This window comes from Bradyrhizobium sp. MV1.5, from assembly GCF_055807615.1.
On record NZ_JBVVPL010000007.1, the window covers coordinates 1 to 25,411 of the forward strand.

23 protein-coding genes are annotated in these 25,411 nt (G+C 63.8%); 10 read left to right on the top strand and 13 right to left on the bottom strand.

Going from position 1 to position 25,411, the window contains the following annotated elements; translation table 11 throughout:
- Nucleotides 1-139 precede the first annotated feature (139 nt).
- Nucleotides 140-1,453 (bottom strand): ABC transporter substrate-binding protein, encoded by a 1,314-nt coding sequence (locus tag AC0L2J_RS08915; RefSeq protein ID WP_473388798.1) that lies wholly within the window; start codon nt 1,451-1,453, stop codon nt 140-142.
- A gap of 77 nt (nt 1,454-1,530) precedes the next feature.
- Complete coding sequence (locus AC0L2J_RS08920) at nt 1,531-2,592, bottom strand: ABC transporter ATP-binding protein (RefSeq protein WP_007592328.1); 1,062 nt, start codon at nt 2,590-2,592, stop codon at nt 1,531-1,533.
- A 202-nt stretch (nt 2,593-2,794) separates the two neighbouring features.
- On the opposite strand from AC0L2J_RS08920, the gene gntR reads away from it, so the two are divergent.
- From gntR to AC0L2J_RS08955, 7 genes are all read left to right on the top strand, one after another.
- Nucleotides 2,795-3,895 (top strand): HTH-type transcriptional regulator GntR, encoded by a 1,101-nt coding sequence (gene gntR, locus AC0L2J_RS08925; RefSeq protein ID WP_007609028.1) that lies wholly within the window; start codon nt 2,795-2,797, stop codon nt 3,893-3,895.
- A gap of 122 nt (nt 3,896-4,017) precedes the next feature.
- Nucleotides 4,018-5,847, top strand: a complete 1,830-nt coding sequence (locus AC0L2J_RS08930; RefSeq protein WP_473388805.1) for an IlvD/Edd family dehydratase — start codon at nt 4,018-4,020, stop codon at nt 5,845-5,847.
- 115 nt (nt 5,848-5,962) lie between these two features.
- A complete protein-coding gene (locus tag AC0L2J_RS08935) occupies nt 5,963-6,694 on the top strand; it encodes an SDR family oxidoreductase (protein ID WP_473388809.1) in 732 nt (243 codons plus the stop codon).
- Between the two features lie 16 nt (nt 6,695-6,710).
- On the top strand, nt 6,711-7,457 hold the full coding sequence (locus AC0L2J_RS08940; RefSeq protein ID WP_007609025.1) for an SDR family NAD(P)-dependent oxidoreductase: 747 nt from the start codon (nt 6,711-6,713) through the stop codon (nt 7,455-7,457).
- A 7-nt stretch (nt 7,458-7,464) separates the two neighbouring features.
- The gene (locus tag AC0L2J_RS08945) at nt 7,465-7,857 is read left to right on the top strand and encodes a GFA family protein (protein WP_473388821.1); all 393 of its coding nucleotides are present in this window, start codon (nt 7,465-7,467) and stop codon (nt 7,855-7,857) included.
- A gap of 161 nt (nt 7,858-8,018) precedes the next feature.
- Nucleotides 8,019-8,699, top strand: a complete 681-nt coding sequence (locus AC0L2J_RS08950; protein WP_473388825.1) for a site-2 protease family protein — start codon at nt 8,019-8,021, stop codon at nt 8,697-8,699.
- A gap of 65 nt (nt 8,700-8,764) precedes the next feature.
- On the top strand, nt 8,765-9,187 hold the full coding sequence (locus AC0L2J_RS08955) for a hypothetical protein (protein ID WP_035974016.1): 423 nt from the start codon (nt 8,765-8,767) through the stop codon (nt 9,185-9,187).
- Here AC0L2J_RS08955 and AC0L2J_RS08960 read toward each other — a convergent pair.
- The 6 genes from AC0L2J_RS08960 to AC0L2J_RS08985 all read right to left on the bottom strand — a co-directional run bounded on the left by AC0L2J_RS08960 (nt 9,175) and on the right by AC0L2J_RS08985 (nt 15,085).
- A complete protein-coding gene (locus AC0L2J_RS08960; protein ID WP_473388829.1) occupies nt 9,175-9,990 on the bottom strand; it encodes an energy transducer TonB in 816 nt (271 codons plus the stop codon). The genes AC0L2J_RS08955 and AC0L2J_RS08960 overlap by 13 nt on opposite strands.
- Nucleotides 9,991-9,999: 9 nt before the next feature.
- A complete protein-coding gene (gene exbD, locus AC0L2J_RS08965) occupies nt 10,000-10,455 on the bottom strand; it encodes a TonB system transport protein ExbD (RefSeq protein ID WP_473388833.1) in 456 nt (151 codons plus the stop codon).
- Nucleotides 10,456-10,458: 3 nt separating this feature from the next.
- A complete protein-coding gene (gene exbB, locus AC0L2J_RS08970; RefSeq protein WP_473388837.1) occupies nt 10,459-11,379 on the bottom strand; it encodes a tonB-system energizer ExbB in 921 nt (306 codons plus the stop codon).
- The gene (locus tag AC0L2J_RS08975; protein ID WP_473389030.1) at nt 11,376-12,065 is read right to left on the bottom strand and encodes a Fe2+-dependent dioxygenase; all 690 of its coding nucleotides are present in this window, start codon (nt 12,063-12,065) and stop codon (nt 11,376-11,378) included. Before AC0L2J_RS08975 ends, exbB begins: the two co-directional genes overlap by 4 nt.
- A gap of 19 nt (nt 12,066-12,084) precedes the next feature.
- The gene (locus tag AC0L2J_RS08980) at nt 12,085-14,616 is read right to left on the bottom strand and encodes a TonB-dependent receptor (protein WP_473389031.1); all 2,532 of its coding nucleotides are present in this window, start codon (nt 14,614-14,616) and stop codon (nt 12,085-12,087) included.
- Between the two features lie 229 nt (nt 14,617-14,845).
- Nucleotides 14,846-15,085, bottom strand: coding sequence for a hypothetical protein (locus AC0L2J_RS08985; protein WP_106943130.1), 240 nt, complete (start codon nt 15,083-15,085; stop codon nt 14,846-14,848).
- Nucleotides 15,086-15,461: 376 nt separating this feature from the next.
- Between AC0L2J_RS08985 and AC0L2J_RS08990 the strand changes: the two genes are divergently transcribed.
- From AC0L2J_RS08990 to AC0L2J_RS09000, 3 genes are all read left to right on the top strand, one after another.
- Nucleotides 15,462-16,634, top strand: coding sequence for an efflux RND transporter periplasmic adaptor subunit (locus tag AC0L2J_RS08990; RefSeq protein ID WP_473388844.1), 1,173 nt, complete (start codon nt 15,462-15,464; stop codon nt 16,632-16,634).
- On the top strand, nt 16,631-19,777 hold the full coding sequence (locus AC0L2J_RS08995) for a multidrug efflux RND transporter permease subunit (RefSeq protein ID WP_007609008.1): 3,147 nt from the start codon (nt 16,631-16,633) through the stop codon (nt 19,775-19,777). Before AC0L2J_RS08990 ends, AC0L2J_RS08995 begins: the two co-directional genes overlap by 4 nt.
- Nucleotides 19,778-19,843: 66 nt before the next feature.
- Complete coding sequence (locus AC0L2J_RS09000) at nt 19,844-20,416, top strand: invasion associated locus B family protein (RefSeq protein WP_063992808.1); 573 nt, start codon at nt 19,844-19,846, stop codon at nt 20,414-20,416.
- A 212-nt stretch (nt 20,417-20,628) separates the two neighbouring features.
- On the opposite strand, the gene AC0L2J_RS09005 is transcribed toward AC0L2J_RS09000, so the two are convergent.
- The 5 genes from AC0L2J_RS09005 to AC0L2J_RS09025 form a co-directional block, all read right to left on the bottom strand.
- Nucleotides 20,629-21,348 carry an ABC transporter ATP-binding protein gene (locus tag AC0L2J_RS09005; protein WP_063992809.1) on the bottom strand — a complete coding sequence of 240 codons (720 nt, stop codon included), beginning with the start codon at nt 21,346-21,348 and terminating at the stop codon, nt 20,629-20,631.
- Complete coding sequence (locus tag AC0L2J_RS09010; protein ID WP_007609003.1) at nt 21,345-22,112, bottom strand: ABC transporter ATP-binding protein; 768 nt, start codon at nt 22,110-22,112, stop codon at nt 21,345-21,347. Before AC0L2J_RS09010 ends, AC0L2J_RS09005 begins: the two co-directional genes overlap by 4 nt.
- Nucleotides 22,102-23,073, bottom strand: a complete 972-nt coding sequence (locus AC0L2J_RS09015) for a branched-chain amino acid ABC transporter permease (RefSeq protein WP_473388850.1) — start codon at nt 23,071-23,073, stop codon at nt 22,102-22,104. The genes AC0L2J_RS09010 and AC0L2J_RS09015 overlap by 11 nt, the downstream gene beginning before the upstream one ends.
- 13 nt (nt 23,074-23,086) lie before the next feature.
- Nucleotides 23,087-23,950, bottom strand: a complete 864-nt coding sequence (locus tag AC0L2J_RS09020; protein WP_007608999.1) for a branched-chain amino acid ABC transporter permease — start codon at nt 23,948-23,950, stop codon at nt 23,087-23,089.
- A gap of 64 nt (nt 23,951-24,014) precedes the next feature.
- A complete protein-coding gene (locus tag AC0L2J_RS09025; RefSeq protein WP_007608997.1) occupies nt 24,015-25,268 on the bottom strand; it encodes an ABC transporter substrate-binding protein in 1,254 nt (417 codons plus the stop codon).
- Nucleotides 25,269-25,411 lie beyond the last annotated feature (143 nt).

Here is a 25,411-nt window from a genome sequence, read left to right on the forward strand (position 1 = left end):
CTGCTCGCGCTCCGCGCCCCCGCCGCGGAGTCCCGGCCGCGCGCGCTGTGGCCCCCCCCCCCCGGGGGCCCCCCGCCCCCGCCCCCCGCGCCCCCCCCCCGCCCCCGCCCCCCGCCCCCCCCGCGCAGATTGGAGCTGATCAGACCTGGTAGTAGCGCTTGGCCCGCTCGGCTGCGCGTGCGGCTGCCGCCTTCGGCGTCACGGAGCCCGACGCGGCTTCCGCGAACATGTCGACGACGACGAAGTCGCCCATCACGGCGGCCGAGGCATAGCCGAGATCGCCGGCATAGCCGTTGTCGCGGCAACGCTTCAGGCAGTCGCGATACGGCGTGATCTTCGGATCCGACGTCCACACCGGGTTGTCGTTGTAGGCCGGAAGCGGCGGCGACACGTAGCCGTTGGAGGAGACCTCCCAGGCGTCGTAGTTCGCCTTGTCCATCATGAACTTGATGTATTCCTTGACCGCCTTGGGATACTTCGAGTGCCTGTAGCCGTAGTAGACGAGCACGTTCTGCTGCTCGGTCGACACGCCCACGGGACCGATCGGCATCGGCGCGTGGTTCATGTCCTTGGCGATCTCCTGCTGCTTCGGATCGGTCGAGTTCTTTCCGACGGTCCAGATCGAGATGCCGTTCAGCGTCAGGCTGAGCTCGCCGTTGAGGAACGCCTTGTTGTTGTTCGAGTCATTCCACGACAGCACGCCGGGGATGAAGGTCTCGTAGAGCTGCTTGACGTATTCGAGCGCGGCGATCGTCTCCGGCGAGTCGATCACAACCTCGTTCTTGTCGTTGACGACCTTGCCGCCGAAGGCCCACAGCGCCCACTGGCACCAGCCGTTGGCGTCGCCCGTGGCGTGGCCGAGCGCGAAGCCGGCCGGCGTGTTGTTCTTCTTCAGCGCCTGGCAGAGCTTGAGGAAGCCGGCGGTGTCCTTGGGGAATTCATCGAAGCCGGCGGCCTTCACGTGGCTGATGCGGTAGTTCAGGCAGCCGCCGGTCGCGCCCTGCGGAATGGCGATCCAGCTGTTGCCCTTCTTGCCGTAACGTTCGGCAACCGGATACCAGCCGCCATACTGCGCGCCGAGATAGTTGGCGACGTCAGTCATGTCGATGAGCTTTTCCGGGAATTTGTGGGGATCATCGAGCGTGCCGATGATCAGGTCGGGACCGGCGCCGACGTTGGCGGCGACCGCGGCTTTCGGGCGGATGTCCTCCCAGCTCTCGGCCTCGAGCTTGACCTTGACGCCGGTCTTCTCGGAAAACGCCTTGGTCTGCTCGGCGAATTTGTCGAACTCGGCCTGAATGAACTGCTTCCAGCGCAGCACGCGGATGGAGGCGTTCGGCTCGGGCGTGTTGGTCCACTCCGCCGCGCGCACCGGGACGATACCCGGGCCGGCCAGCAGCGCCGCGCCGCCCAGGCCGACTTTAAGCACACTTCGCCTGTCGAAATCGCTCATCGTTCTCTCCCTAATTTTATATTTGTATTGGGTCGTCTTGTATTGGGTAGTTCTGCTTGGGCCGTTCTTCGGCCTCGCTACACTCGCTTGCCCGTCGCTTCGTCGAACAGATGAATCACGGAAGGATCGGGCTTCAGCTTGACCTTGTCACCCGGGTTGAACTGGTGACGTTCGCGGAAGACCGCGACGACCTGCTCACCACCGAGCTTCGCAAACACCTGCGTTTCCGAGCCGGTCGGCTCGACCACGACGATCTCGGCATCGGCGCCGTCGTCAGCAATGGTGAAATGCTCGGGACGCACGCCGTAAACGACAGGACGCCCGTCGGACGCCGCCGGCGCGTTCCTGAGCGGCAGCTTGACGCCGTTCGGCCCCTCGAAGGTCGCAACGCCGTTGACGCGCACATGACCCTTCAGGAAGTTCATGGACGGCGAGCCGATGAAGCCGGCGACGAACTGGTTCTCGGGCTTGTCGTAGAGCTCGAGCGGCGTCCCCATCTGCTCGACGATGCCGTCATGCATGACAACGATCTTGTCGGCCATGGTCATGGCCTCGATCTGATCGTGGGTGACGTAGACGGTCGTGGTCTTCAGCCGCTGGTGCAGCTCCTTGATCTCGGTGCGCATCGCGACGCGCAGCTTGGCGTCGAGGTTCGACAAGGGCTCGTCGAACAGGAACACCTGCGGATCGCGCACGATGGCGCGGCCCATGGCGACGCGCTGGCGCTGGCCGCCGGAGAGCTGGCGCGGATAGCGTTCGAGCAGCGGCGACAGCGCCAGGATCTCGGCGGCGCGCTTGACGCGCTTGTTGATCTCTTCGGTGCTCTCGCCCCGCAGCTTCATCGAGAAGCCCATGTTCTCGCCGACCGTCATGTGCGGATAGAGCGCGTAGTTCTGGAACACCATCGCAATGTCCCGCTCCTTCGGCTGGACATTGTTGACGACGCGGTCGCCGATCGAGATCGTGCCTGAGGTGATGTTCTCGAGACCCGCGAGCATGCGCAGAAGCGTCGACTTGCCGCAGCCGGAGGGGCCAACCAGGACGACGAACTGGCCGTCCTCGATCGGAATCGAAACGCCGTGCAGGACTTCAAAATTGCCGAACGATTTCCGCACGTCGCGGATTTGCACAGACGACATCTAGCTCCCTCCTCGAAAGTCCACGACGCATCTCGCGCCGCGACCGTCTTGTTTTTTCAGACTTCACCGAACGAAGCCCAACCTTAACGGGCGACATTGTCGGCAGTTTGTGCAGTTTTGGCAATTTGTCTTTGGTTAGTCTGTGCTGGTAGCGCTGTCAACGTTCCTTTGTTTGCGACAGTGAGTGTGTTATGAGCAGCAAATGGGTCGAAACCGCACCAAGTCAGGCAAAATCCGGCTGGCGGAAGTCGCCGAGCTTGCCGGCGTCAGCCCGATCACGGCGTCCCGTTTCTTCCGCAATCCCGAGGCGCTGTCGGTCGCGAAGCGGACCCGGGTCGAAAGCGCGGCCAGAGAGCTCGGCTATGTGCCGAACCTGGCGGCGCGCGCGTTGGCCTCGCAGCGCACCGAGGTCATCGGTGTCTTGATTCCGTCACTGACCAATAACGTGTTCTCCGACGTGCTGCGCGGCATTTACGACGCCTCCGAAAACAGCCGTTACTCGATCCAGCTGTCCAACACACGCTACAGTGTTCTCCAGGAGGAGAAGCTGCTGCGCCTGTTTCTTGCGCAGAAGCCGGCCGGGCTGATCGTCACCGGCATCGACCAGACCACGGAATCGCGCGCGATGCTCGATGCCGCCGACTGCCCGATCGTGCAAATCATGGAGATCGGACCCAATCCGGTCGACATGATGATCGGCTTTTCGCACTATGAAGCAGCCCGTGCGGCGGTTGCGCATCTGTTCGCGCAAGGTCACCGCAAGATCGGCTTCGTCGGCGCGCGGATGGATCCGCGGGTGCAGCGGCGGCTCGACGGGTACGTCTCGGCCATGAAGGACGCAGGACTGTTCGAGCAACGCCTCGTCGTCACGACGGCGACACCGACCTCGGTGACGCTCGGCGGCGCCCTGTTCACCGATCTCCTGGCGCGGGAGCCTGGCATGGACGCGGTGTTCTGCGCCAACGACGACCTCGCGCTGGGTGTGCTGTTCGAATGCAGGCGCCGCGAGATCGCGATCCCCGAACAGATCGCGATCGTCGGCTTCAACGATCTCGAATTCATGGCATCCGCCGTCCCGACTCTCACGAGCGTGCGCACCAACCGCTACGAGATGGGCAACACGGCCGCCAGCATGCTGATCGACGCGATCGACGGACGGCGTCCGGAGCATCCGGTGCTCGATCTCGGCTTCAAGGTGATCGAGCGGCAAAGCTCGTTGGCCCGGCGGTCGGACAACCGGCCAGCCGCTTCAGGCGGGGGCGTTGCGAACAAAATGGTAGCGTTACCAAGCGGTCATGACTAGTATCGGATTTGTGAGGAAACGACCCGCCAGCGGGCAGGCAAATCGTCGCTCGCGCCGTTGGGCATCGCACAAGCCGATACCATAAAACGGACGTCAGTGCGTTTGCATTGCAGGAGAAGCCAATGACAAAAAAGCCAACCAATGGGCATGCCCCCGCCGGCAACGGCGCTCGCCGCCATCTCCGCTCGCAGGAATGGTTCAACAATCCGCATAATCCGGGCATGACCGCGCTCTATATGGAGCGCTATTTGAACTACGGTCTCACCCGCACCGAGCTCCAGTCCGGCAAGCCGATCATCGGCATCGCACAGACCGGCAACGACCTCTCCCCCTGTAACCGCCACCATATCGAGCTTGCTCATCGCGTCCGCGAAGGCATCCGCGAGGCCGGCGGCATTGCGATGGAATTCCCGACCCATCCGATCCAGGAGACCGGCAAGCGCCCGACCGCGGCGCTCGACCGCAACCTCGCTTATCTCGGCCTCGTCGAAATCCTCTACGGCTATCCGCTCGACGGCGTGGTGCTGACCACCGGCTGCGACAAGACCACGCCGGCCTGCATGATGGCGGCGGCGACCGTCAACCTGCCCGCGATCGTGCTGTCGGGCGGGCCGATGCTGAACGGCTGGCACAATGGCGAGCGCACCGGCTCCGGCACCATCGTCTGGAAGTCGCGCGAGCGGCTCGCCGCCGGCGAGATCGACTATGAAGAATTCATGGAGATCGTGGCGTCCTCGGCGCCCTCGGTCGGCCATTGCAACACCATGGGCACCGCCTCCACCATGAACGGGCTTGCCGAAGCGCTCGGCTTCTCGCTGCCGGGATGTGCGGCGATTCCCGCCCCCTATCGCGAGCGCGGCCAGATCGCCTACGAGACGGGAAAACGCATCGTCGACATGGTCTGGGAAGACCTCAAGCCTTCGGACATCCTGACCCGCAAGGCGTTCGAGAACTGCATCGTGATCAATTCGGCGATCGGCGGCTCAACCAACGCACCGATCCACATCAACGCGCTGGCGCGCCACATCGGCGTCGAGCTCTCCATCGACGATTGGCAGAAGGTCGGCCACGACGTGCCGCTGCTGGTCAACATGCAGCCGGCCGGCTTCTATCTCGGCGAGGAATTCCACCGTGCCGGCGGCGTGCCGGCCGTGGTGCGCGAACTGATGAAGCACAAGCGCATCCATGAGGACGCGGTCACGGTCAACGGCCGTGGCATCGGCGAGAACTGCGCCAATGCGCCAAAGCCCGACAACGACGTGATCTGGGCTTACGACAAGCCGCTGGTGAAGGACGCCGGCTTCCTGGTGCTGAAGGGCAATCTGTTCGATTCCGCGATCATGAAGACCAGCGTGATCTCCAAGGAATTCCGCGATCGCTATCTCAGCAACCCGACCGATCTCAATGCCTTCGAGGGCCGCGCCGTCGTATTCGAGGGTCCCGAGGATTACCACGAGCGGATCGACGATCCCTCGCTCGAGATCGACGAGCGCTGCGTGCTGTTCATCCGCGGCACCGGCCCGATCGGCTATCCCGGCGGCGCCGAGGTCGTGAACATGCAGCCGCCTGCGGCGCTGATCAAACGCGGCATCATGTCCCTGCCCTGCATCGGCGACGGCCGCCAGTCGGGCACCTCGGGCTCGCCTTCGATCCTCAATGCTTCGCCGGAAGCCGCCGCCAATGGCGGGCTCGCGATCCTCAGGAACGGCGACAAGGTGCGCGTCGATCTGAACAAGGGCAGCGCCAACATCCTGATCTCGGACGACGAGGTGAAGAAGCGCCATGCCGAGCTCAAGTCCAATGGCGGCTTCAAGCATCCGCCGAACCAGACGCCGTGGCAGGAGCTTTATCGCAACACCGTCGGCCAGCAGTCGACCGGCGCCTGCATGGAGCTCGCCACGCGCTACCAGAACGTCGCCGGCACGTTCGGTGTGGCGCGGGATAATCACTGAGTTAGGAACACGTAGCCCGGGTGAGCGAAGCGACACCCGGGACATCCGCTCCCGGATATCGCGCTCGCGCGCTCATCCGGGCTACGGCACTGAGCAAATCGAGGAGAACAACAACATGGCAGACCGCCTCAAGGGGAAGCGCGCCGTCGTCACGGCTGCAGCGGCAGGCATCGGACGCGCATGCGCCATCGCATTCGCGCGTGAAGGCGCAACCGTCATCGCCACCGACATCAACGAGAGCGGCATCGCGAGCCTGGCCAAGGAAGGCATCGCCGAAACCGCGAAGCTCGACGTCCGCAACACCGCCGACGTCAACGCCTTCGCCAAGCGCGTCGGCAAGGTCGACATCCTGCTCAACGCGGCCGGCTTCGTGCACCACGGCACCATCCTCGAATGCTCGGAAGAGGACTTCGATTTCTCGTTCGACCTCAATGTCAAGTCGATGCACCGGACCATCAGGGCCTTCCTGCCGGACATGCTCGCGGGTGGCGGCGGCAGCATCGTCAACATCTCTTCCTGCGCGGCGCTGCGACCGCCGGCCAACCGCTACGTCTACAGCGCCTCGAAGGCCGCGGTATCGCTGCTGACGCGCGCGGTCGCGCTCGACTTCATCACCAAAGGCATCCGCTGCAACAGCATCTGCCCGGGCACCGTCGAGACGCCATCGATGCTCGACCGCGCCGCGGCGCAAGGGCCGCAGGGCAAGGAGATGTTCGTCTCCCGCCAGAAGATGGGCCGGCTCGGCACCGCCGACGAGATCGCGTCCATGGCGGTCTATCTCGGCAGTGACGAGAGCGCCTTCACCACCGGCGTCGACCTCGTCGTCGACGGCGGCTACATGCTCTGACGCCAAGGCATCCAGCATGAACAAGATCGATCTCAACGGCCGTGTCGCCATCGTCACCGGCGGCGCGCAGGGCTTTGGCCGCGCCATTGTTCAGCGCTTCGTCGCCTCCGGCGCCAAGGTCGCGATCTGGGATTTTGATGCCGCGCTGGCCGAGAAGACGGCAAAGGAAATCGGCGGCGAAACAAAAGTCTTCAAGGTCGACGTCACCGATCCCGCGGCCGTCGAGCAGGCGCGCGACGCGACGCTGGCCGCCTTCGGCAAGATTGACATCCTCGTCAACAATGCCGGCATTGCCGGGGTCAACAAGCCGGTCTGGGAGACCGATCTCGAGGAATGGCGGAAAGTTCTGCGCATCAACCTGGACGGCCCGTTCATCGTCTGCAAGGCGGTCGTGCCCGCGATGCTCAAGCAGAAATACGGGCGCATCGTCAACATTGCCTCGATCGCCGGCAAGGAAGGCAATCCCAACGCCTCGCACTATTCGGCCTCCAAGGCCGGCCTGATCGCGCTGACGAAGTCGCTCGGCAAGGAATTGGCGGCACATGACATTCTGGTCAATGCGGTGACGCCCGCGGCTGCGAAGACCGCGATCTTCGACCAGATGACGCAGCAGCATATCGACTTCATGCTGTCGAAGATTCCAAAAGGCCGCTTCGTGCTGGTGGAAGAGCTCGCCGCGATGGTGGCGTGGCTCGCATCCGAGGATTGCGCGTTTTCGACCGGCGCGGTGTTCGACATCTCTGGCGGGCGCGCAACTTACTGAGGGCGTCATGATCAGAGAAGGCGGATGTCTGTGCGGGGCGGTGCGGTTCAAGGCGGAAGGTGAGCCGCTCAACGTTCGCATCTGCCATTGCCGCATGTGTCAGAAGGCGATGGGCTCGCCCTACTTCGCCCGCGCGCAGTTCGATCAGCGCGCGCTGACCGTCGAGGGCGACACCGCCCGCTATGCGTCCTCCGAGAACATCGACCGCGTGTTCTGCAAACACTGCGGCACGCGGCTGTTCGCCTGGCGGCGCAACGGCACGTTGGCGGGCGTCGCGCTCGCGACTTTTGATGACCGCAACGCGTTCGCGCCGACCGAACACATCTGGGTCAGCGAAAAGATGGGCTGGGTGACGATCGAAGACGGCATGATCCGATATGAGGGGACGATCCCGACGTAGCTCATGCGGCGGCAAGGCTCGGTGTCAAGGCCGCCGGTCTCGCCAATCATTTGCGGCGTGGCATTTCGGAGCTGGCCACCCTATGTGAGGTGAAGCGCTGCTGCACCACCGGTTTGGCTGGGTCGGCTGCAAGACCGCAGGCAAACCGGGACGGACGAACCGTGAATATCTCTCTCTATGACCTCTCGGTGTGGGTGCTGCCGCTGGTGCTCGCCATCACTTTCCACGAGGCTGCGCACGCTTTCATCGCATATCGTCTCGGTGACGACACCGCATGGCAGCTCGGCCGTGTCAGCTTCAACCCGCTCCGCCACATCGACCCGTTCGGCACGCTGATATTGCCGGCGATGCTGCTGTTCGCGCATTCGCCGTTCCTGTTCGGCTATGCCAAGCCGGTGCCGGTGAATTTCCGCAAGCTCAACGACCCCAGGCTCGGCATGGTGTGGGTGGCGTTGGCCGGGCCTGCCACCAACATCCTGCTGGCGCTGGCCGCAGCTCTTGCCCTGCACGCCCTGCCGTTGGCCCCGGCGAACTCGGCGCAATGGATCTTCGACAATCTCAAGAACGCACTGCTGATCAATGCCGCCCTGGCGGTGTTCAACATGATGCCGATCCCGCCGCTCGACGGCGGGCGCGTCGCGGTCGGGCTGCTGCCCCCGCCGCTCGCCCTGCCGCTGGCGCGGCTCGAGCCGTTCGGGATGCTGATCCTGATCGGCTTGCTGATCCTGCTACCGCTGGCAGGCTCGCAGTTCGGTCTAAATCTTGATGTTATTTCAGCAATACTGCGAACGTTGACCGGTTATGTGATTCAGGCTGTTCTCATTCTGACCGGCAATGCGTAGTTGAACGGCGACACACCCGAACACAAGCCGAAGGGCTCGAGGCCGACTTGGTCAAAGCTGCCGATATGCTGATCGCGCGACGCGCCGATACCCGTGCCCGCGCCGATTTCGCCACCTGGAAGATGATGGCCAAGCTCAACGGGTCATCCGCGCTGCCTCCGGAGGCGCAGGAGTTCCTGGTGAGCTACAAGAACCTGCAGGCGCAGATGAACGAGGGTGAGGCTACCGAGGCCACCATCGGCGCCATCTACAAGGCCTACTATGTCGAGATGGGCGGCGCGGGAACCCCGCCTGACGTCCGCCCCCGCGCGGCCGAACCGGCGGCGGACAATGTTACCGCTTTCCGCCGCCCAGAACCGAAGCCGAAGAAGTCTGGTTTCTTTGCGGCCACGACCGCTGGCGCAACCCAGAAACGGCCGCTCCCGGTGGCGCTGATCTTCGCCTGCCTGGTCGTGGTCTATGTCGGGATCAGGCTCTACTGGCGGTGAGCCGTCTTCTTCTTTTTCCTTGCGTCCGGCGGCGTGAAGATGATGTCGACGGTGCGCTCGAACCGGTCGTCGGTCAGGCTGGCAGGCGGCTGCGGGATGGGATCGGACTTGCGGACAATCGAGATCGCGGCTGCATCGTAAGCTGCATCCCCGGACGACTCGACAACGTCGACTGAAAGCACGTTGCCCCGTCGGTTGATCGCGAAGGAGACCTTGACCTTCTGATTGTTGGGCTCCTTGCCCTCCGGATTGACCTTGTGGGCCGTAAGGTGCGCGCTAATCTTGCGGTTCCAGTCGGCCGTTATCTTCAAGATGTCCTTGCCAATGCCCAGCACAGGCGCCAGCGCCTTCTCAGCCTCGCGCGCGTCCTCGTCGAGCGTCTGCCGCGCCGTCGCAACGGACTTCGGCGAGGCCTCCGCAGCGGGCGTTTCGACCGCCGCAATCTTCGGATCCTCGTCCTGCGGCTTCTTCGAGATGTTCTCGGTGACGACCCGATCGGGATCGTCGACCTGTTGCGACTGATCCTTTGGAAGCTCGGTTTCCTTGGTCTCGGCTTTTTGCTCGGGAAGCGCCTGCTGCTCCTGCATCGCTTCGCTATCCGGTCCCGGCGGAAGGTCGGTGTCAGGCGCCTTCGGCGAAGCCATCTCGACCGCGAACTCCGCGCCGGCCGCGCCGAGGCCATCGTCGCCGTCATCGGCTCGCAGGTGCGCCAGCGCAAGCGCGGCACCGCCCAGATGGAGCGCGAGCGCCGCCACCGCTGCCAAAATCCAAAGCGTCCGGGCTGGTCTGGACTCGTCCGACATCGCGGGCCTCTAAGGCTGAGCGGCGCCTGCCGCGGGCGCCCCCGGAGCACCTTCCAGCGCAACCAGTTTCACCCGCGTATAGCCGCCTGAGCGCAAGAGCTCCATGATGCCCATCAACTCGCCATACGGCACCGAGCGATCGGCGCGCAGGAAGACATACTTGTCCTTGCTCATGTCGGACAGACCGTCGAGCGTGCCGATCAACTCGGCGCGGTTGACCGGGTTCTCTCCGATGGCAAGCGTCAAATCGGGCTTGATGCTGAGATAGGTCGGCTTGTCCGGCTTCTTCTGCGGCGTCGCGCTCGACGTCGGCAGATCGATCGGCAGGTCGACGGTCGAGAGCGGCGCTGCCACCATGAAGATGATCAGCAGCACCAGGATGACGTCGATGAACGGCGTGACGTTGATTTCATGCGTTTCGCCGAAATCGTCGTCGTCATCATTGTCTGCGAGCGAAACGCCCATGGTTCACTCCGCCGCGCGCGAATGCGCGCCGCCGTGGCTGCGGTCGAGATCGCGCGAGAGCAACCGCCCCGCCGCGCCCGAGGCACGGCTGACGAGTTCGAGGTAGCTCTTCGTCACGCGCGAGAAGTAGTTGTAGATGATGACGGCGGGAATGGCGGCGACCAGGCCGATCGCGGTGGCGAGCAGCGCCTCGGCGATACCGGGCGCGACGACGGCGAGGTTCGTGGTCTGCGACTTCGAGATGCCGATGAAGCTGTTCATGATGCCCCACACCGTGCCGAACAGGCCGACGAAGGGCGAGGTCGAGCCGATGGTCGCGAGCACGCCCATACCGACGCGGATGCGCCGCGCCTCCGCGCGTAGGATCTCGGAAAAGCTCGAAGCCGCCCGCTCCTTGATGCCGGTGTCGCTGGAGAGGCCGGCTGACATCCGCGCCTCCCGCAACGCCGCCGCCAGGAAGGACGGCAGGATGCCCTCCTTGGCGCCGAGCGCCATCTGCGCTTCCGCGAGCGAGCGCGCCTCTGCGATCTTCTTCAGCGCCGAACGGAGCTTGGTCGCGGCAATCGACAATTCGATCGACTTGGCGATCAGCACCGTCCAGGTCATCAGCGATGCAAAGGCGAGCCCGATCATCACCGCCTTCACGATGATGTCCGCCGACATGAACATCACCCAGGGCGATAGTTCCTTCATGGCCGGCGCAATGCCGGCTGCCGTATCGGACTTTGCAGCCGCGGGCACGGCAGCTTGGGGCGCCGCAGGCGGAGCAACAACCGGGGCCGGGCTGACCGCGGACGGCTGAGCCGTCGACTGGACCGGTGCCGCGGGCGCGGCCTGTGTCTGCGCAGAAACAGGGGATGCAAGCCAGGCGGCCGCCAGCACCAGAGCTGCGGCAAGGCTTGCTTGGAAGGACATGATCTTCATACTTCGGCCCAGTAACGAATGAGGTTGTGATAGATACCCGTCAATTTGACCGTTTCGGGATCGTCACGCCCGAGCCGTTCCACCAGCGCCTGTATCGCGGTGTCGAGGTCAAAGATCATGCTCCGGGCTTGATCGTCCCGTATCATGCTCTGAAGCCAGAAGAAAGACGCAACCCGCGTTCCCCTCGTCACCGGGGTGACCAGATGGAGGCTGGTCGAGGGATAGAGCACGCAGTCCCCGGCCTGCAACTTGACTTCGTGCGAACCGTAACTGTCCTCGATCACAAGTTCGCCACCGTCGTACTCCTCCGGCTCGGCCAGGAACAGCGTGACCGAGAGGTCTGTGCGGATGCGAAGGCCGGTCAGGCGGTCGCCGCGGATGGCATTGTCGACGTGCAGGCCGAAATGGTGGCCGCTGCTGGCCGCATAGCGGTTGAACAGCGGCGGGAATATCTGGAGCGGGATCGCGGCCGCGATAAAGCGGGGATTCGACGTCAGCGCCGAAATGATGCGGTTGCCGAGCTTGCGCGCGACCTCGCTGTCCGGCGCCAATTGCTCGTTGCGCTTGACCATTGCCGACTGCGAGCCCGCGGTGGAGCGCCCGTCTTCCCATTCGCTGGCGTCCATGGTGCGGCGGAAATCCGCCACATCATCCTTGCTCAGAACGCTTTCTATGCATGTCAGCATGAAACTGGTTGTCGCTCCATCAGTAGCGCGCCGAGAGGACCACATAGGCGGCACGGCCCGGTGCTTCCAGCACGAACGGTGTCGCGCTCTGGTACAGCGCGTCGTAGTAGCGCTTGTCGAAGATGTTGTTCACGAACAGCTTGACCTGCCAGTTCTTGTTGATCTTGGCCTCCGCGAAAATGTCGAAACGCCAATAGCTCGGAAGCGACGTGCCCTGGTTGGCCGCGAGCAAGGTCCCGCCGTAAATCTTCGAACGGTAGACCGCCTGTCCACCCAGTTCCCAGACGTCGGTGAGCTGGTACTTCGTGAGCAAGCTGAAGGACTCATGGGCGACGTTGGCGAGCGGACGCCCGACATTGGTCGGATACAGCGTCTTGTTGGCCGACGGTGCCAGCGACTGCGTCACCTCTGACTGCATCAGCACGAGACCGCCGAAGACGCTCCACTTGTCGGTGAGCTTGCCACCGATACCGAGGTCGATGCCGCGGATGCGGTAGGCTGCACCGGCCGTGATGCACGATATGTTGCCGGTCGTTCCGGTTGGGTAAACGCATCCCAAGGGTGCAGCGGCGGCCGCACTACCGACGTTCTGCGACTCGCGCGCGTTGTCCTTTGTGGTCTGGAACAACGCCGCGGTCAAAAGCAGATGACGATCGAACAGCTCCCATTTGGTGCCGAGTTCGATGGCCTTGTTTTTCTCGGGCCCGAATATCTGGGTGTTGCCGCCGGCGAGGGTTGGATTAAGACCGCCATAGGCCGTGCTGGTGCCGTCGAACTCAGCACCGACCGGGTTCGCCGAGGTGGCATAGGCCACATAGACGCTGCCGTTCGGCGCAGGTTTGAGCGTGAGGCCGAGATTGAAGTTGGGGATCAGGAACTCCGCCGACTGCCGGCCGAGCGTGCCGTTCGCCGCATAGCCCGTGGAGCTGATGCTGTAATTGTCGTAGCGGAAACCGCCATTGAGGATCAGCAGGTCGTGGTAGTTCGCGCTATCCATGACGTAGCCGCTGACGGTGTCGATGCCGATCTTGGTCGGCAGACCCGCCAACGCGAGCGCCTTGCCGGGCAGATACGTGTCCTGGGGAGAGAACACGCTGACACCCGTGGGTGAGCCCGACGGAGTTGTCGGAACTCCGCTCCCCTCCGAGGTAAGGCCGAGATATTTGTCGATCGACGATCTCTCGCGATCGACTTCGATTCCTGCCAGCGCGGTATGCTTGAAGCCGGCGCCATCCTGGAATTTGTAGGTCGCCTCGGTCTGGTTGGCGAGCACGTCGGTGATCTGGAGACGGCTCTGCGGATTCATCGTGAGCGTCGAAGCCGACAGCGGGGTGCCGTTGACCGGGCTCTCCGGCAGCGTTCCGACGTAATTCTGGGTCGAGCGAGACGCGCGGAACTTGTTGCTGACCATCAGGTCCGGGGTGATCTGCACTTCCGCGTTGAGCGAACCGATGTCCTGGCCGGTCCGGTAGAAGTCGCGGTTGATCTGGCCATACCAGTTGTTGCGGTTGGCGCCGAAGTCCGGGAATGGACCGCTGGCGGTGGTCGAGGTGCTCGGCCGATAATAGGGCACACCGAAGTCCGGAACTCCCGTCAACTCGGTATGAATGTAGCCAGCGGTGACCTTGACGGCGTCGACAGGCTTCCAGGTGGTCGCGACGAAGGCGCCGTTGCGGTCGTCCTTGACGTAGTCACGACCAGCGACATTGGCGTCCTGGAAAAGACCGCCGGCGCGAACGGCGAGCGTCGGGTTGATCACCTGGTTGACGTCGAGCGTAACACGCTTGGTCTGGTCGGTGCCAAACGTCGTGTCCATGTTGTAGAAGCTCTTGTCCGGATTTGCCTGCTTGGTGACGATGTTGATCGCACCGCCAGCGATACCGCGGCCGGAAAAGGTCGAGCCGGGACCACGCAGGATCTCGACCTGCTCGGTGAAGAAGTTCTCGCGAACGCTCACGCCGGAATCGCGCACGCCATCGATGAAGATGTCGTTGCGAGCATCGAAGCCGCGAATGAAGAAACGGTCTCCGAACGCATTTCCGCCCTCGCCTGAACCGAGCGTCACGCCGGCCGTGCTCAGAATTGCCTGCTTCAGCGACGTGGCATTCTTGTCCGCGAGCACTTCCTTGCTGAGAACCGTGATGGATTTCGGCGTATCGACCAGCTTCTCGGGGAATTTGCCGCCGGCCTGCACGTGATCGACCTTGTAGGGCGCGGCCGGATCCGCATACGGATTGGCGTCGGCGGGACCGGACGGCGTCGCAGGAGCGGTCTGCTGCGCCGCCTGCTGCCGCTGCGCGGCGCGGCGAAGCGCATTGCGCGCGCGGACCTGGTCCGCCGTCGGCTTCGAAGCCACCGGGCGCGGACGCGCGACCGGCGCGTCGACTGTTACCGGGGGCAGATTCGATTGCTGCGCCTCTGCGCCGCTCGACACCGATGCTGCCGCGATCAGGCCCGCGACAGCGGAGACCTTCTTGCCGGAAACGCCCGTGAACTTTTCATCGAATGCTGCGACCGAACGCAACGACTTCGGTGCGACCACCTGCCCCATCACCAAACACGCCCCATATTCCTGTTCGCCCATTCACTTCGATGAGCGATTGGAGTGTTGGTATCGGCCGCAAAATAGCGGGTCAATGCGAGTAAGCCGCGAGAACCCTTGAATAAGTCCAGATCAAAGCGATTCTAAATTGCAGTTTGAAACCGTTCTAAATCGAGATTGGATTAGTTCTAAAGAGAGCGCGAAAATGCTGCGAAATCCGGCGGTCGCGCGCGCATCGTCAATCGCTGCTCGGCGGCTTCATCAGCGAGAACAATTCATCGACGGTCTTCTGCGCCACCGCGCGCACGCGATCGCTATCGTCCATGCCAGCGATGTTGACGCCGTTGACGACTGCTCTGATCTCGTCGCGGAAGTCAGTGAGAAAGCGCAAGGGATCACGCTGCTCGTTGGCGACGCGTGCGATCAGTCCCGTGATCAGGATCTGACACGCGATCAGCTTGCCGTTCAGTTCGTCCATGCTGCGCTCCCGTTGTGGCGCGCCGATATGACCGATGCCGGTTTTCCTGACAACCGAAACGACCTCCGCTCGATTTAGAACCGTTCTTGCGAGCCGTCGCCTCGCGGCCCATGCGCGGCGCCGCTCAGTCCAGAGCACACCGCTTTCGAGCATTGCACAAACTTTGCACGCTGATCGTTCCTGACGGGAGAATGCAGCACTGCACACCGTAGTGACACGGAGCTGCCTAACCGGTGCAAAGCTTTCCGATTGTTTAGGATTCTCAACCGATAGTGCTGTTTACACTGGAACTTGGCGTGTATTATACAAGCGCGCTGGAACCCTATGATTGCCTCATAATTCGTAGTTTAAGGCATAAGAGCCGACACGAGACGATATGAAAAAGTCCCGGCCGATCCTTTGGATTCTGATCATCGCGGCCGTGGCCTCCGCGGGTTACTATGGTTGGCAGAAATTCGGCTCGCCCGACGCCGGAAAAACCCAGACCGCGCAGAAGGGGCCGCAGCGCCCGCCCGCCGTCCCCGTGAGCGTTTCTCCGGTCCAGACGGTGGACTTTCCGGTATATCTGACCGGTCTCGGCACGGTTGCGGGCTTCAACACCGTCCAAGTCCGGACCAGGGTGGACGGCCAAATCGACAAGATCGCCTTCACCGAAGGCCAGATCGTCAAGGAGGGCGAGCTCCTCGCCTCGATCGATCCCCGCCCCTATCAGGCCACGCTCGACCAGGCCAAGGCCAAGAAGGCCCAGGACGAGGCAAATCTGGCCAACGCCAATCTCGAGCTCCAGCGCGCCATGAAGCTCGGCGAATTCGCCACCGCACAACGGGTCGATACCCAGCGCTCCACGGTCGCCCAGCTTACCGCGCAGATCGCCGCCGACGAAGCTTCGATCTCCAACGCGCAGACCCAGCTTGACTACACCCAGGTCAAGGCGCCGATCACCGGCGTCGCGGGCCTGCGCCAGGTCGACGTCGGCAACATCGTCAATTCCTCGACGCAGACCGGCATCGTCACGATCTCGCAGGTCGAGCCGATCTCGGTGATCTTCACCGCGCCGGAGGATCAGCTGCCCTATATCAGCGAGGGCCAGAAGGCCGGCGCGCTCAGGGTGATCGCCTTCACGACCGACGGCAAGAAGACGCTGGCCGAGGGCAAGCTCGCGGTCATCAACAACCAGGTCGACACCAGCAGCGGCACGATCCGGCTCAAGGCGGTGTTCGACAACAAGGACCATGCGCTGTGGCCCGGGCAGTCGGTGTCGACCCGCCTGCTGGTGCGCACCCTGAAGGATGCGACTGTTGTCCCGGATGACGCGGTCCAGCACTCCACCAACGGCCTCTACGCCTATTCCGTCAATCAGGACAACAAGGCTGAGGTGCACAAGATCAAGGTCAGCTACGCCATCGACGGACGTTCGGTCGTCGACGAAGGGCTCACGCCCGGGCAGCAGGTGATCACCGGCGGCCAATTCAAGGTCCAGCCCGGAAGCCTCGTCTCCACGGCCGTGGCGAGTACGGATCCGGCCCAGAACAAGGTTCGACGGGAATGAACGCGGGCGGGATTTCGGCACCTTTCATCCGTTATCCCATCGGCACCTCGCTGCTGATGGCCGGCATTCTCTTCGTCGGTCTCGTCGCCTATCCCCTGCTGCCCGTCGCGCCCCTGCCGCAGGTGGACTTCCCGACCATCCAGATCACCGCCAATCTGCCGGGCGGCAGCCCGGAGACCATGGCCTCGTCGGTGGCCCAGCCGCTCGAACGGCAATTCGCCCAGATCCCGGGCATCGCCCAGATGACCTCGACGAGCTATCTGGGCACCGCGTCGATCACCATCCAGTTCGACCTCAACCGCAGCATCGACGGCGCCGCCAACGACGTGCAGGGCGCCATCAACGCAGCGAGCGGTCAGCTGCCGAAGAACCTGCCCTCGCCGCCGACCTACCGCAAGGTCAACCCGGCCGATGCACCGATCCTGCTGTTGTCGGCAACCTCCGAGACAATGCCGCTGACCAGCGTCAGCGACGCGGTCGATGCCCAGCTCGCCCAGCAGATCAGCCAGCTCTCGGGCGTGGCGCAGGTCTTCATCGGCGGCCAGCAAAAGCCCTCCATCCGCATTCAGATCGACCCGGCGAAACTCGTCGCCAAGGGCCTGTCGATGGAGGACGTGCGCAGCCAGATCGCGATCACCACGGTCGACAGCCCCAAGGGCAACATTGACGGCCCGAAGCGTGCCTACACGATCTACGCCAACGACCAGCTCACCCAGGCCAAGGACTGGAACGACGTCATCATCGCCTATCGCAACGGCGGTCCCTTGCGTATCCGCGACATCGGCCAGGCGGTCAGCGGCCCCGAGGACGCCAAGCAGGCGGCCTGGGCCAACGGCAAGCGCGGCGTGTTCCTGGTGGTGTTCAAGCAGCCGGGCGCCAACGTCATCGAGACCGTCGATCGGATCAAGGCGACGTTGCCTCGCCTCGTCGCAGCGATCCCGCCCGCGATCAAGATCGAGGTGATCAGCGACCGCACCACCACGATCCGCGCCGCGGTCGAAGACGTCCAGTTCACGCTGCTACTGACCATTGCGCTGGTGGTCATGGTCATCTTCATCTTCCTGCGCAGCTTCTGGGCAACCGTCATTCCCACCATCACGGTGCCGCTGGCGTTGCTGGGCGCCTGCGCGCTGATGTGGGTATTCGGCTATTCGCTCGACAATCTGTCGCTGATGGCGCTCACCATCGCGGTCGGATTCGTCGTCGACGACGCCATCGTGATGCTCGAGAACATCACGCGCTACATCGAGGAAGGCGAATCGCCGATGGCGGCGGCCTTCAAGGGCTCGAAGGAAATCGGCTTCACCATCGTGTCGATCAGCATCTCGCTGGTCGCGGTCCTGATTCCGCTGCTGCTGATGGGCGGGATCATCGGGCGCCTGTTCCGCGAATTCGCCGTCGTGCTGGCGATGACGATCTTCGTCTCGATGTTCGTGTCGCTGACCCTGACCCCGATGATGGCCTCGCGCTTCCTGCGCGCCCATGGCGAGGTCACCCACGGCAAGTTCTACCAGTGGAGCGAGCGCGGCTTCGATGCGATGCTGCGCGGATACGAATGGGTGCTCGACCACGCCCTGAGCTGGCGCCGCACCACGCTCGCGATCTTTTTCGCGACTCTTGCCCTGTCGGTCTATCTGTTCGTGCTGATCCCGAAGGGCTTCTTTCCGCAGCAGGACGTTGGCCTGATCACTGCGACTTCCGAGGCCTCTCAGGATATTTCCTTCAAGGCCATGCAGGAGCGTCAGGAAGCTCTCGGCAAGGTCATCATGGCGGATCCGGACATTGCCAGCGTCGCCATGGCGATCGGCGGCAGCGGGAGGGCCGGTAACAATGGCAACCTGTTCATCACGCTGAAGCCGCGCAACCAGCGCGATGCTTCCGCGCAGCAGATCATCGCGCGGCTGCGTCCCAAGCTCGAGAAGGTGTCCGGCGCCCGCCTCTACATGCAGGCGGCCCAGGACGTCCGGCTCGGCGGCCGGCCGACGCGTACGCAGTTCGAGTTCACCCTGCAGGACGCCGATCTCGCCGAGCTCAACGACTGGGCGCCGAAGATCCTCGCCAAGATGCAGACCTTGCCGCAACTGCGCGACGTCGCGACCGACCAGCAGACCCAGGGCACCACGGTTCAGCTCAAGATCAACCGCGATACGGCTGCGCGTTACGGCATCCAGCCGCAGCTGATCGACGACACGCTGTACGACGCCTTCGGACAGCGCCAAGTCACGCAGTATTTCACCCAGCTCAACACCTACAAGGTGATCCTCGAGATCCTGCCGGAGATGCAGGGCAGCCTCGAGAGCCTGAACAAGCTCTACCTGAAATCTCCGCTGACCGGCGACCAGGTGCCGCTGTCGACGTTTGCGACCTGGAGCACCGATCCGGTTCGCCCGCTCTCGATCAGCCACCAGGGCCAGTTCCCGGCGATCACGATCAGCTTCAACCTCGCCCAGGGCGTCGCGCTCGGCCAGGCCACCGAGGCCGTGCAGAAGGCGATGGCCGATCTCGGCGCGCCGCCGACGCTCAATTCGAGCTTCCAGGGCACGGCACAGGCGTTCCAGCAGTCGCTCGGCACCGTGCCGCTCCTCATCCTCGCCGCGCTGGTCGTGGTCTATCTGATCCTCGGCATCCTCTACGAGAGCTACATCCATCCGATCACAATTCTGTCGACCCTGCCCTCGGCAGGCGTCGGCGCGCTCGCGATTCTGATGGCGGCGGGCTTCGAGTTCAGCCTCATTGCTTTGATCGGAGTCATTCTGCTGATCGGCATCGTAAAGAAGAACGGCATCATGATGGTGGACTTCGCCATCGCCGCTGAGCGCGATGAGCACAAGACGCCGGCGGAATCGATCCGGCAGGCGGCGCTGTTGCGCTTCCGTCCGATCATGATGACGACAATGGCTGCCCTGCTCGGCGGCGTGCCGCTGATGCTCGGCCACGGCACCGGCGCCGAAATTCGCCAACCGCTCGGCTACGCCATGGTCGGCGGTCTGATCGTCAGCCAGGCGCTGACGCTGTTCACCACCCCGGTCGTCTATCTCTATCTCGACGAGCTCAACAACTGGTTCTCGGGCTGGGGCCGTAAGGGTGACGGCGAAGGCGACGAGACAGTCGAGCACGGCACCGTTAAGGAGGCTGCCGAGTAGCAGCTTGCACCGCGCGTCTCACGACGTTACAGCGAGGCCCTCGGTTCACGTGAACGCGGTCTTGCCATGCCCATGCAATCCAGACTTGTCGCCCTTGCCGCCGCTGTCCTGTTGTCGGCGGGTGCCGCGCATGCCCAGCAGGGCGCCAAGAAGAGCGCGGCTCCCTCTGCTCCGGCGGCACAGCCCGCGCCGGCTCCGACGCAGCCGCAGGCTGACGGCGCTCCGGCGCAGCAGCCCGGTTGGGTCGTGCGCTGCACCAGCGTCAGCCGCGACGCGCCGCTCGAATGCGCGATGGAGCAGAACGCGGTGCTGACCAAGACCGGCCAGACCATCGTCCTGATCAACATCCGTGTCGCGCCCGACACCCGCACACCAGTCGCGCTGCTGCAATTGCCGCTCGGCCTCAACCTTCCCATCGGCGCCAAGCTCCAGGTCGACGAGGGCAAGACGGTCGATCTCCAGATCCAGACCTGCGAGAACCGCGGCTGCTACGCCTCCACGCCGATCGCGCCGGACCTGCTTGCGACCTTGCGGTCGGGCAAACAGCTCAAGGTCTCCTTCCAGAACATGGCCAAGGAAACGATCGCGATCCCGATGCCGCTCGGCGATTTCGCGGCTGCCTACGATAAGATCAAGTAGCGCCGCTAGAGCCATTTCCGTTCCGACGGAACGGAACGGAGCTCCAGTCTCTTCTTTTGACGCTTTTTCTCGACGCGAACCTGACGGCATCTTGCGCCCAGGCGGATGATCTGGTGACTGCCGCCGATGTTGGGGCGTGCACGAGATGGCCCTAGCCGACGTAGAAGCTGCGCGTCATCCCTCTTCTGCTGCAGGCCATGGGCGGCAATCAGTCAGTCCACGCCGAGATAAGCCTTCTGCACCTGCGGGTCCTCCGCGAGCGCCGCCGCCGTACCTGACAACACGCTCTTGCCGACCTGGAGCACTGTGGCGAAATCCGAGACCTCCAGTGCGAGCTCGATCGACTGCTCGGCGAGCAGAATGGTCAGGCCCTCGCGATGCAGGCGGCCGAACGTCTCGTACATGGACTCGACCACCGCCGGCGCGAGACCGAGCGAAGGTTCATCCAGCATCAACAGCTTCGGGTCGCTCATCAGCGCGCGCCCGACCGCGAGCATCTGCCGCTCGCCGCCGGACATCGTGCCGGCGCGCTGGTTGCGGCGCTCCTTCAGACGCGGAAAGATCTCGTAGACGCGTTCGAGCAGCGTGGCCTGGCGCGACTTGTCGCGCAGCGGCGTTGCGCCAAGCATCAAATTGTTTTCGACGCTCTGCTGCACGAACAGCCGCCAGCCTTCCGGCGACAGCGCCAGCCCCTTGCGCACGATCGCAAAGGCCCTCTCGCCGGCGATGTCCTCGCCGCGAAAGCGGATCGATCCGGAATGCACGGGAATGAGGCCGGCGATCGCGTTCAGCGTCGTGGTCTTGCCGCCACCATTAGAGCCGAGCAGCGCGACCACGCTGCCTTCGGGAACCTCCAGCGAGACGTCGGACACGCCGATGAGATCGCCGTAGCGCACCTCGAGGTGCTCGATCCGCAGCAACGGCCCGTTCATAGGTCCGGCCCGCCCATCAGTTCGACCGGCGTGTGGCCGGCGGCTGCCTTGGCTGCGCGCTTGCCGAGATAGGCCTCGATCACCGCCGGGTTGGATGTCACCTCGCGCGGCGAGCCGCGGGCGATCTCCTTGCCCTGGTGGAACACCATCACGCGGCTGGCGAGCGACATGATCACTTCCATGATGTGCTCGACGATCACGAGCGTGATGCCGGAACGATGAATGTCGCGCACTAGGTCGATGGCGAGCCTCACCTCATGGGCGTTGAGGCCGGCCATGGCTTCGTCGAGCAGAAGCACCTTCGGTTCGGTTGCCAGCGCCCGCGCGATCTCCAGCCTCTTGCGACCAGGCGTGCCGAGCGAGCGCGCCGGCGCATCCGCAAGCCTGATCATGCCGACGCGCTCGAGCACCGCGCGCGCTCTGGTCTCGGCGTCCTTGCGATGCGAGGTGCGCAGGAACGCGCCGATCATGACGTTTTCCAGCACCGTCATGCCCTCAAAGGTCTGCGGCACCTGGAAGGTACGGGCAAGCCCAAGCCCGGCGCGCAGCTCCGGCGTGAAGTCGGTGATGTCGCGACCCTCGAACAGGACACGGCCCGAAGTGGTCTTGAGATCGCCAGTCAGGCAATTGAAGAAGGTGGACTTGCCCGCGCCATTCGGGCCGATCAGGCCGAGGATATCGCCTTGCTCCAAAGTCACGGAGGCGTCGTCCACCGCCTTGAAGCTGCCGAACGCTTTTGTGATTGCGCGTGCCTCAAGGAGCATGGCCAGCTCCGGTGTCCTTTGTCGGCTTGCTGCGCCGCGTGAACAGGCTGAGCAGACCGCCGGGCTGGAAGCGCGCGATCACCACGATGATCGCGCCATAGAGCACGAAGGTGAGTCCGGCGCCCTTGCCGCCGAGCCAGCTGTTTGAGATCTCCTCCAGCGGCACCAGGATCGCGGCACCGACCAGCGGCCCGAACAGCAGCCCTGCCCCGCCCAGCGCCCCCATGATCAGGATTTTCACCGAGATCAGGATGCCGAACCCGGACTCGGGATCGACGAAGCCGAACATCATGGCATAGAGCGCGCCGGCGACGCTCGTCAGCGCCGCACTCAGCATGTAGGCGTAGAGCTTGGTGCGGCTGGCGGGTGCGCCGAGCGAGCGCGCCGCACGCTCGGAATCCTTGATCGCGCGCAGGTAAAATCCCATGCGGCTGTTGGTCATCCACCAGGTGATCAGCAGCGTGATCGCGAGGATTGCGAGGAAGAGATAATAATACGGCAGCGACGACAGGAACGAGAGATCGAAGATGTTGCGCGGCACGGTCGGCCCGGAGAGCCCGACGGCCGCACCGAGCCAGTCGGTGTTGGTCACGATCAGCCGCATCGTCTCGGCAACCGCGATGGTCGCCATGCTGAAATAATGGCCCGACAGGCGCAGCGTCGGCACGCCGATGATCGCGGCCAGGCCCACGGCGAGCACGATCCCACCGGGAATGCCGAACAGGGGCGACAGGCCGAACTTTGCGTAGGATCCCATCGCGGCATAAGCACCGCAACCGAAGAACACGACGTGGCCGACCGAGACCTGGCCCGCATAGCCGCCGACGATATTCCACGCGGATGCCGCAATCGCATAAAGCAGCACCAGCGCGCCCAGGCGCTGCTGGAACGGCGAGGACAGCAGCAGCGGATAGGCGATCGCAATCGCCGCGACAACCGAGAGCCAGATCAAGCGCCGCATCACAGCTTGCTCATCACATCTTCCCCATCAGGCCCTGTGGCCGGAACCAGAGGAAGAGCAGGAACAGGACATAGACGACGATGTCCTTGTAGATCGCGCCGATCAGATAGCCCGACAGGGACTCGATCACGCCGATCAGCAGGCCTGCGACAAGGGCGCCCGGCACACTGCCAAAACCGCCGAGCGACACGGTGACGAAGGCGACGATGCCGAGCGTCTCGCCGACGGTCGGAACGATGTAGAAGAAGTTCGCGATCAGCGCGCCGGCAAGCCCGGTGGCGCCGGCCGCAATCGCCCAGGCGATTGCCTGCATGGTATCGGGACGGATGCCCATCAGTTGCGCCGCTGTTTGATCCTCCGCCACCGCCAGCATCTTCGAGCCGAGCGACGTCCGCGTCAGCAGCAGATGCAGCCCGAGCGTGACGAGCAGCGCGACCACGCCGGCAAGCAACCGCGAGGCCTCGATGCGCAAGCCCGCGAACGCATAGGTGCCGCCGACGATGTTCGGAGGCATCGACAGGAAGTTGGCGCCGAACCACCAGAACACGGAATAGCGCAGCAATAGCGCAAGCCCGAAAGTGCCGAGGATCTGCGCCAGCATCGGCCCTTTCATGATGTCGCGGATCAGGGTGAAATAGACCACGACGCCGACGGTCGCGAGCACCAGCGTCGCCAGCGGCGCGCCGAGGATCGGCCCTCCCCCCATGAGCGTGTAGACGACGTAGGCCACGTACATGCCGAGCATGACGAAATCGCCATGCGCGAAATTGACGATGTTCATCATGCCCCACACCAGCGTGAGGCCTGAGGAAAACAGGGCATAGACAGCGCCAAGCAGAAGACCGCCGACGATCACCTGCACGAGGACAAAGGACATGAGCCAGCGTTGCTCTGATCAATCATTTCGGGAAAGGCGAGGCCCGCGGCCCCGCCTTCAAATCTCACCAGCCCTTGTAGGGCAGCACCGGCGCCTTCGCGGCATTGGCCTTCGGCCATACCGCGCTGTAGTTCTCGCCGTCCTGGAGCTGGATGATGAGCCCGGAGGCGAGGATATTCTGGCCCTTGTCGTCGAACTTCACGCCCTTGTAGCCCATCATCAATTGCTCGGGCTTCAGATCGGTCGCCTTCAACGCGGCCTGGATCTTCGCCGGATCGGTCGAGCCGGCGCGGTCGATCGCGTCGGCCAACACGAAGAAGCCCTGCATCTGGCGGCCGACGGTGTCGTCCATCTCCTCGCCGCTCTTCTTCTTGTACATGTCGGCGATAATGGCCGATGGCGAGCCGGCCGGCCCCACCGACCATGACGAACGGTTGAAGACGCCTTGCGATATCTTGCCGACCGCCTTGATGAAGGAGGGATCTGAATAGCCGGCGTCGTCGGCCAAAAGCACCGCCGGCTTGTAGTCGAGCGACTGCATGGTCTTGGCGAACAGGATCGCATCCGACGTGTAGCTGATCATGATGATCACGTCGGGCTTCTTGTCCTTGAGCTGGAGCACCTGGCCCTGAACATCGGTCGCGTTGACGGGATAGGCCACGTCAACCGCGATGGCCTGGCCCTTCTCCTTGAAGGCGGCGCTGATCGTGTTGGCGACCGAGGTGCCGTATTCGGTGTTGTCGTGAACCAGCGCGATTGCATCGGTCTTGGCGCCTTGCGCCTTGATGTCGGCGAGGAAATCGACATAGGCCTTGGCGAAGTCGGTGGCGATCGGCGTGGTGCGGAAGAACCATTTGAAGCCGCGCTCGGTGAGATTGGCGGCGACCGACTCGGAGTTCAGGAAGGGAATGCCGTATTTTTCGGCGATCGCGCTCGAGGTCAGCGTGACGCCGGACTGATACGAGCCGAACACGGCGGCCACCTTGTCTTCCGTGATCAGGCGCAGCGCCTGGTTCTGGCCTGTCGCCGGGTTACCCTGGTTGTCGGCGAACACGATCTCGATCTTGGCGCCGCCGAGGCCCGCAAGGCCTGCGTTCTTGGCCAGCGGCAGAGCGCCGAGTTCGGGATGAGCGCTGTTGATGATGTCCATGGCGACCTCGAGCGCCGCCTTGGCGTGCGCCCCGATCGAGGCGGTGCCGCCCGACATCGGCAGGATCGCGCCGATCTTGACGACCTTGTCCTGGGCCTGCGCGGCTGAAGCGAGCGCAAGGGACATCGCGGCCGCGCAAAGCAGCCCGGTGACGTGCTTCAATCTCATGAAATCAGACCTCCCAAAGGGTTTCCCCAACCAGATTTTTTGGAAGCCCGGCTAAGCGCCCGCTTCCCTTTGTTTATGCCTGGCGACGAGAGGATGGCATGCTGGCCCGGTACCGGCAAGTAAAACGGCTTGCCACGATGCTG

Coding starts and splice junctions, on each gene's coding strand:
- AC0L2J_RS08915 (WP_473388798.1), bottom strand. CDS start 1,453: ATGAGCGATTTCGACAGGCGAAGTGTGCTTAAAGTCGGCCTGGGCGGC.
- AC0L2J_RS08920 (WP_007592328.1), bottom strand. CDS start 2,592: ATGTCGTCTGTGCAAATCCGCGACGTGCGGAAATCGTTCGGCAATTTT.
- gntR (WP_007609028.1), top strand. CDS start 2,795: ATGGGTCGAAACCGCACCAAGTCAGGCAAAATCCGGCTGGCGGAAGTC.
- AC0L2J_RS08930 (WP_473388805.1), top strand. CDS start 4,018: ATGACAAAAAAGCCAACCAATGGGCATGCCCCCGCCGGCAACGGCGCT.
- AC0L2J_RS08935 (WP_473388809.1), top strand. CDS start 5,963: ATGGCAGACCGCCTCAAGGGGAAGCGCGCCGTCGTCACGGCTGCAGCG.
- AC0L2J_RS08940 (WP_007609025.1), top strand. CDS start 6,711: ATGAACAAGATCGATCTCAACGGCCGTGTCGCCATCGTCACCGGCGGC.
- AC0L2J_RS08945 (WP_473388821.1), top strand. CDS start 7,465: ATGATCAGAGAAGGCGGATGTCTGTGCGGGGCGGTGCGGTTCAAGGCG.
- AC0L2J_RS08955 (WP_035974016.1), top strand. CDS start 8,765: ATGCTGATCGCGCGACGCGCCGATACCCGTGCCCGCGCCGATTTCGCC.
- AC0L2J_RS08960 (WP_473388829.1), bottom strand. CDS start 9,990: ATGTCGGACGAGTCCAGACCAGCCCGGACGCTTTGGATTTTGGCAGCG.
- exbD (WP_473388833.1), bottom strand. CDS start 10,455: ATGGGCGTTTCGCTCGCAGACAATGATGACGACGACGATTTCGGCGAA.
- exbB (WP_473388837.1), bottom strand. CDS start 11,379: ATGAAGATCATGTCCTTCCAAGCAAGCCTTGCCGCAGCTCTGGTGCTG.
- AC0L2J_RS08975 (WP_473389030.1), bottom strand. CDS start 12,065: ATGCTGACATGCATAGAAAGCGTTCTGAGCAAGGATGATGTGGCGGAT.
- AC0L2J_RS08980 (WP_473389031.1), bottom strand. CDS start 14,616: ATGGGGCAGGTGGTCGCACCGAAGTCGTTGCGTTCGGTCGCAGCATTC.
- AC0L2J_RS08985 (WP_106943130.1), bottom strand. CDS start 15,085: ATGGACGAACTGAACGGCAAGCTGATCGCGTGTCAGATCCTGATCACG.
- AC0L2J_RS08990 (WP_473388844.1), top strand. CDS start 15,462: ATGAAAAAGTCCCGGCCGATCCTTTGGATTCTGATCATCGCGGCCGTG.
- AC0L2J_RS08995 (WP_007609008.1), top strand. CDS start 16,631: ATGAACGCGGGCGGGATTTCGGCACCTTTCATCCGTTATCCCATCGGC.
- AC0L2J_RS09000 (WP_063992808.1), top strand. CDS start 19,844: ATGCCCATGCAATCCAGACTTGTCGCCCTTGCCGCCGCTGTCCTGTTG.
- AC0L2J_RS09005 (WP_063992809.1), bottom strand. CDS start 21,348: ATGAACGGGCCGTTGCTGCGGATCGAGCACCTCGAGGTGCGCTACGGC.
- AC0L2J_RS09010 (WP_007609003.1), bottom strand. CDS start 22,112: ATGCTCCTTGAGGCACGCGCAATCACAAAAGCGTTCGGCAGCTTCAAG.
- AC0L2J_RS09015 (WP_473388850.1), bottom strand. CDS start 23,073: ATGCGGCGCTTGATCTGGCTCTCGGTTGTCGCGGCGATTGCGATCGCC.
- AC0L2J_RS09020 (WP_007608999.1), bottom strand. CDS start 23,950: ATGTCCTTTGTCCTCGTGCAGGTGATCGTCGGCGGTCTTCTGCTTGGC.
- AC0L2J_RS09025 (WP_007608997.1), bottom strand. CDS start 25,268: ATGAGATTGAAGCACGTCACCGGGCTGCTTTGCGCGGCCGCGATGTCC.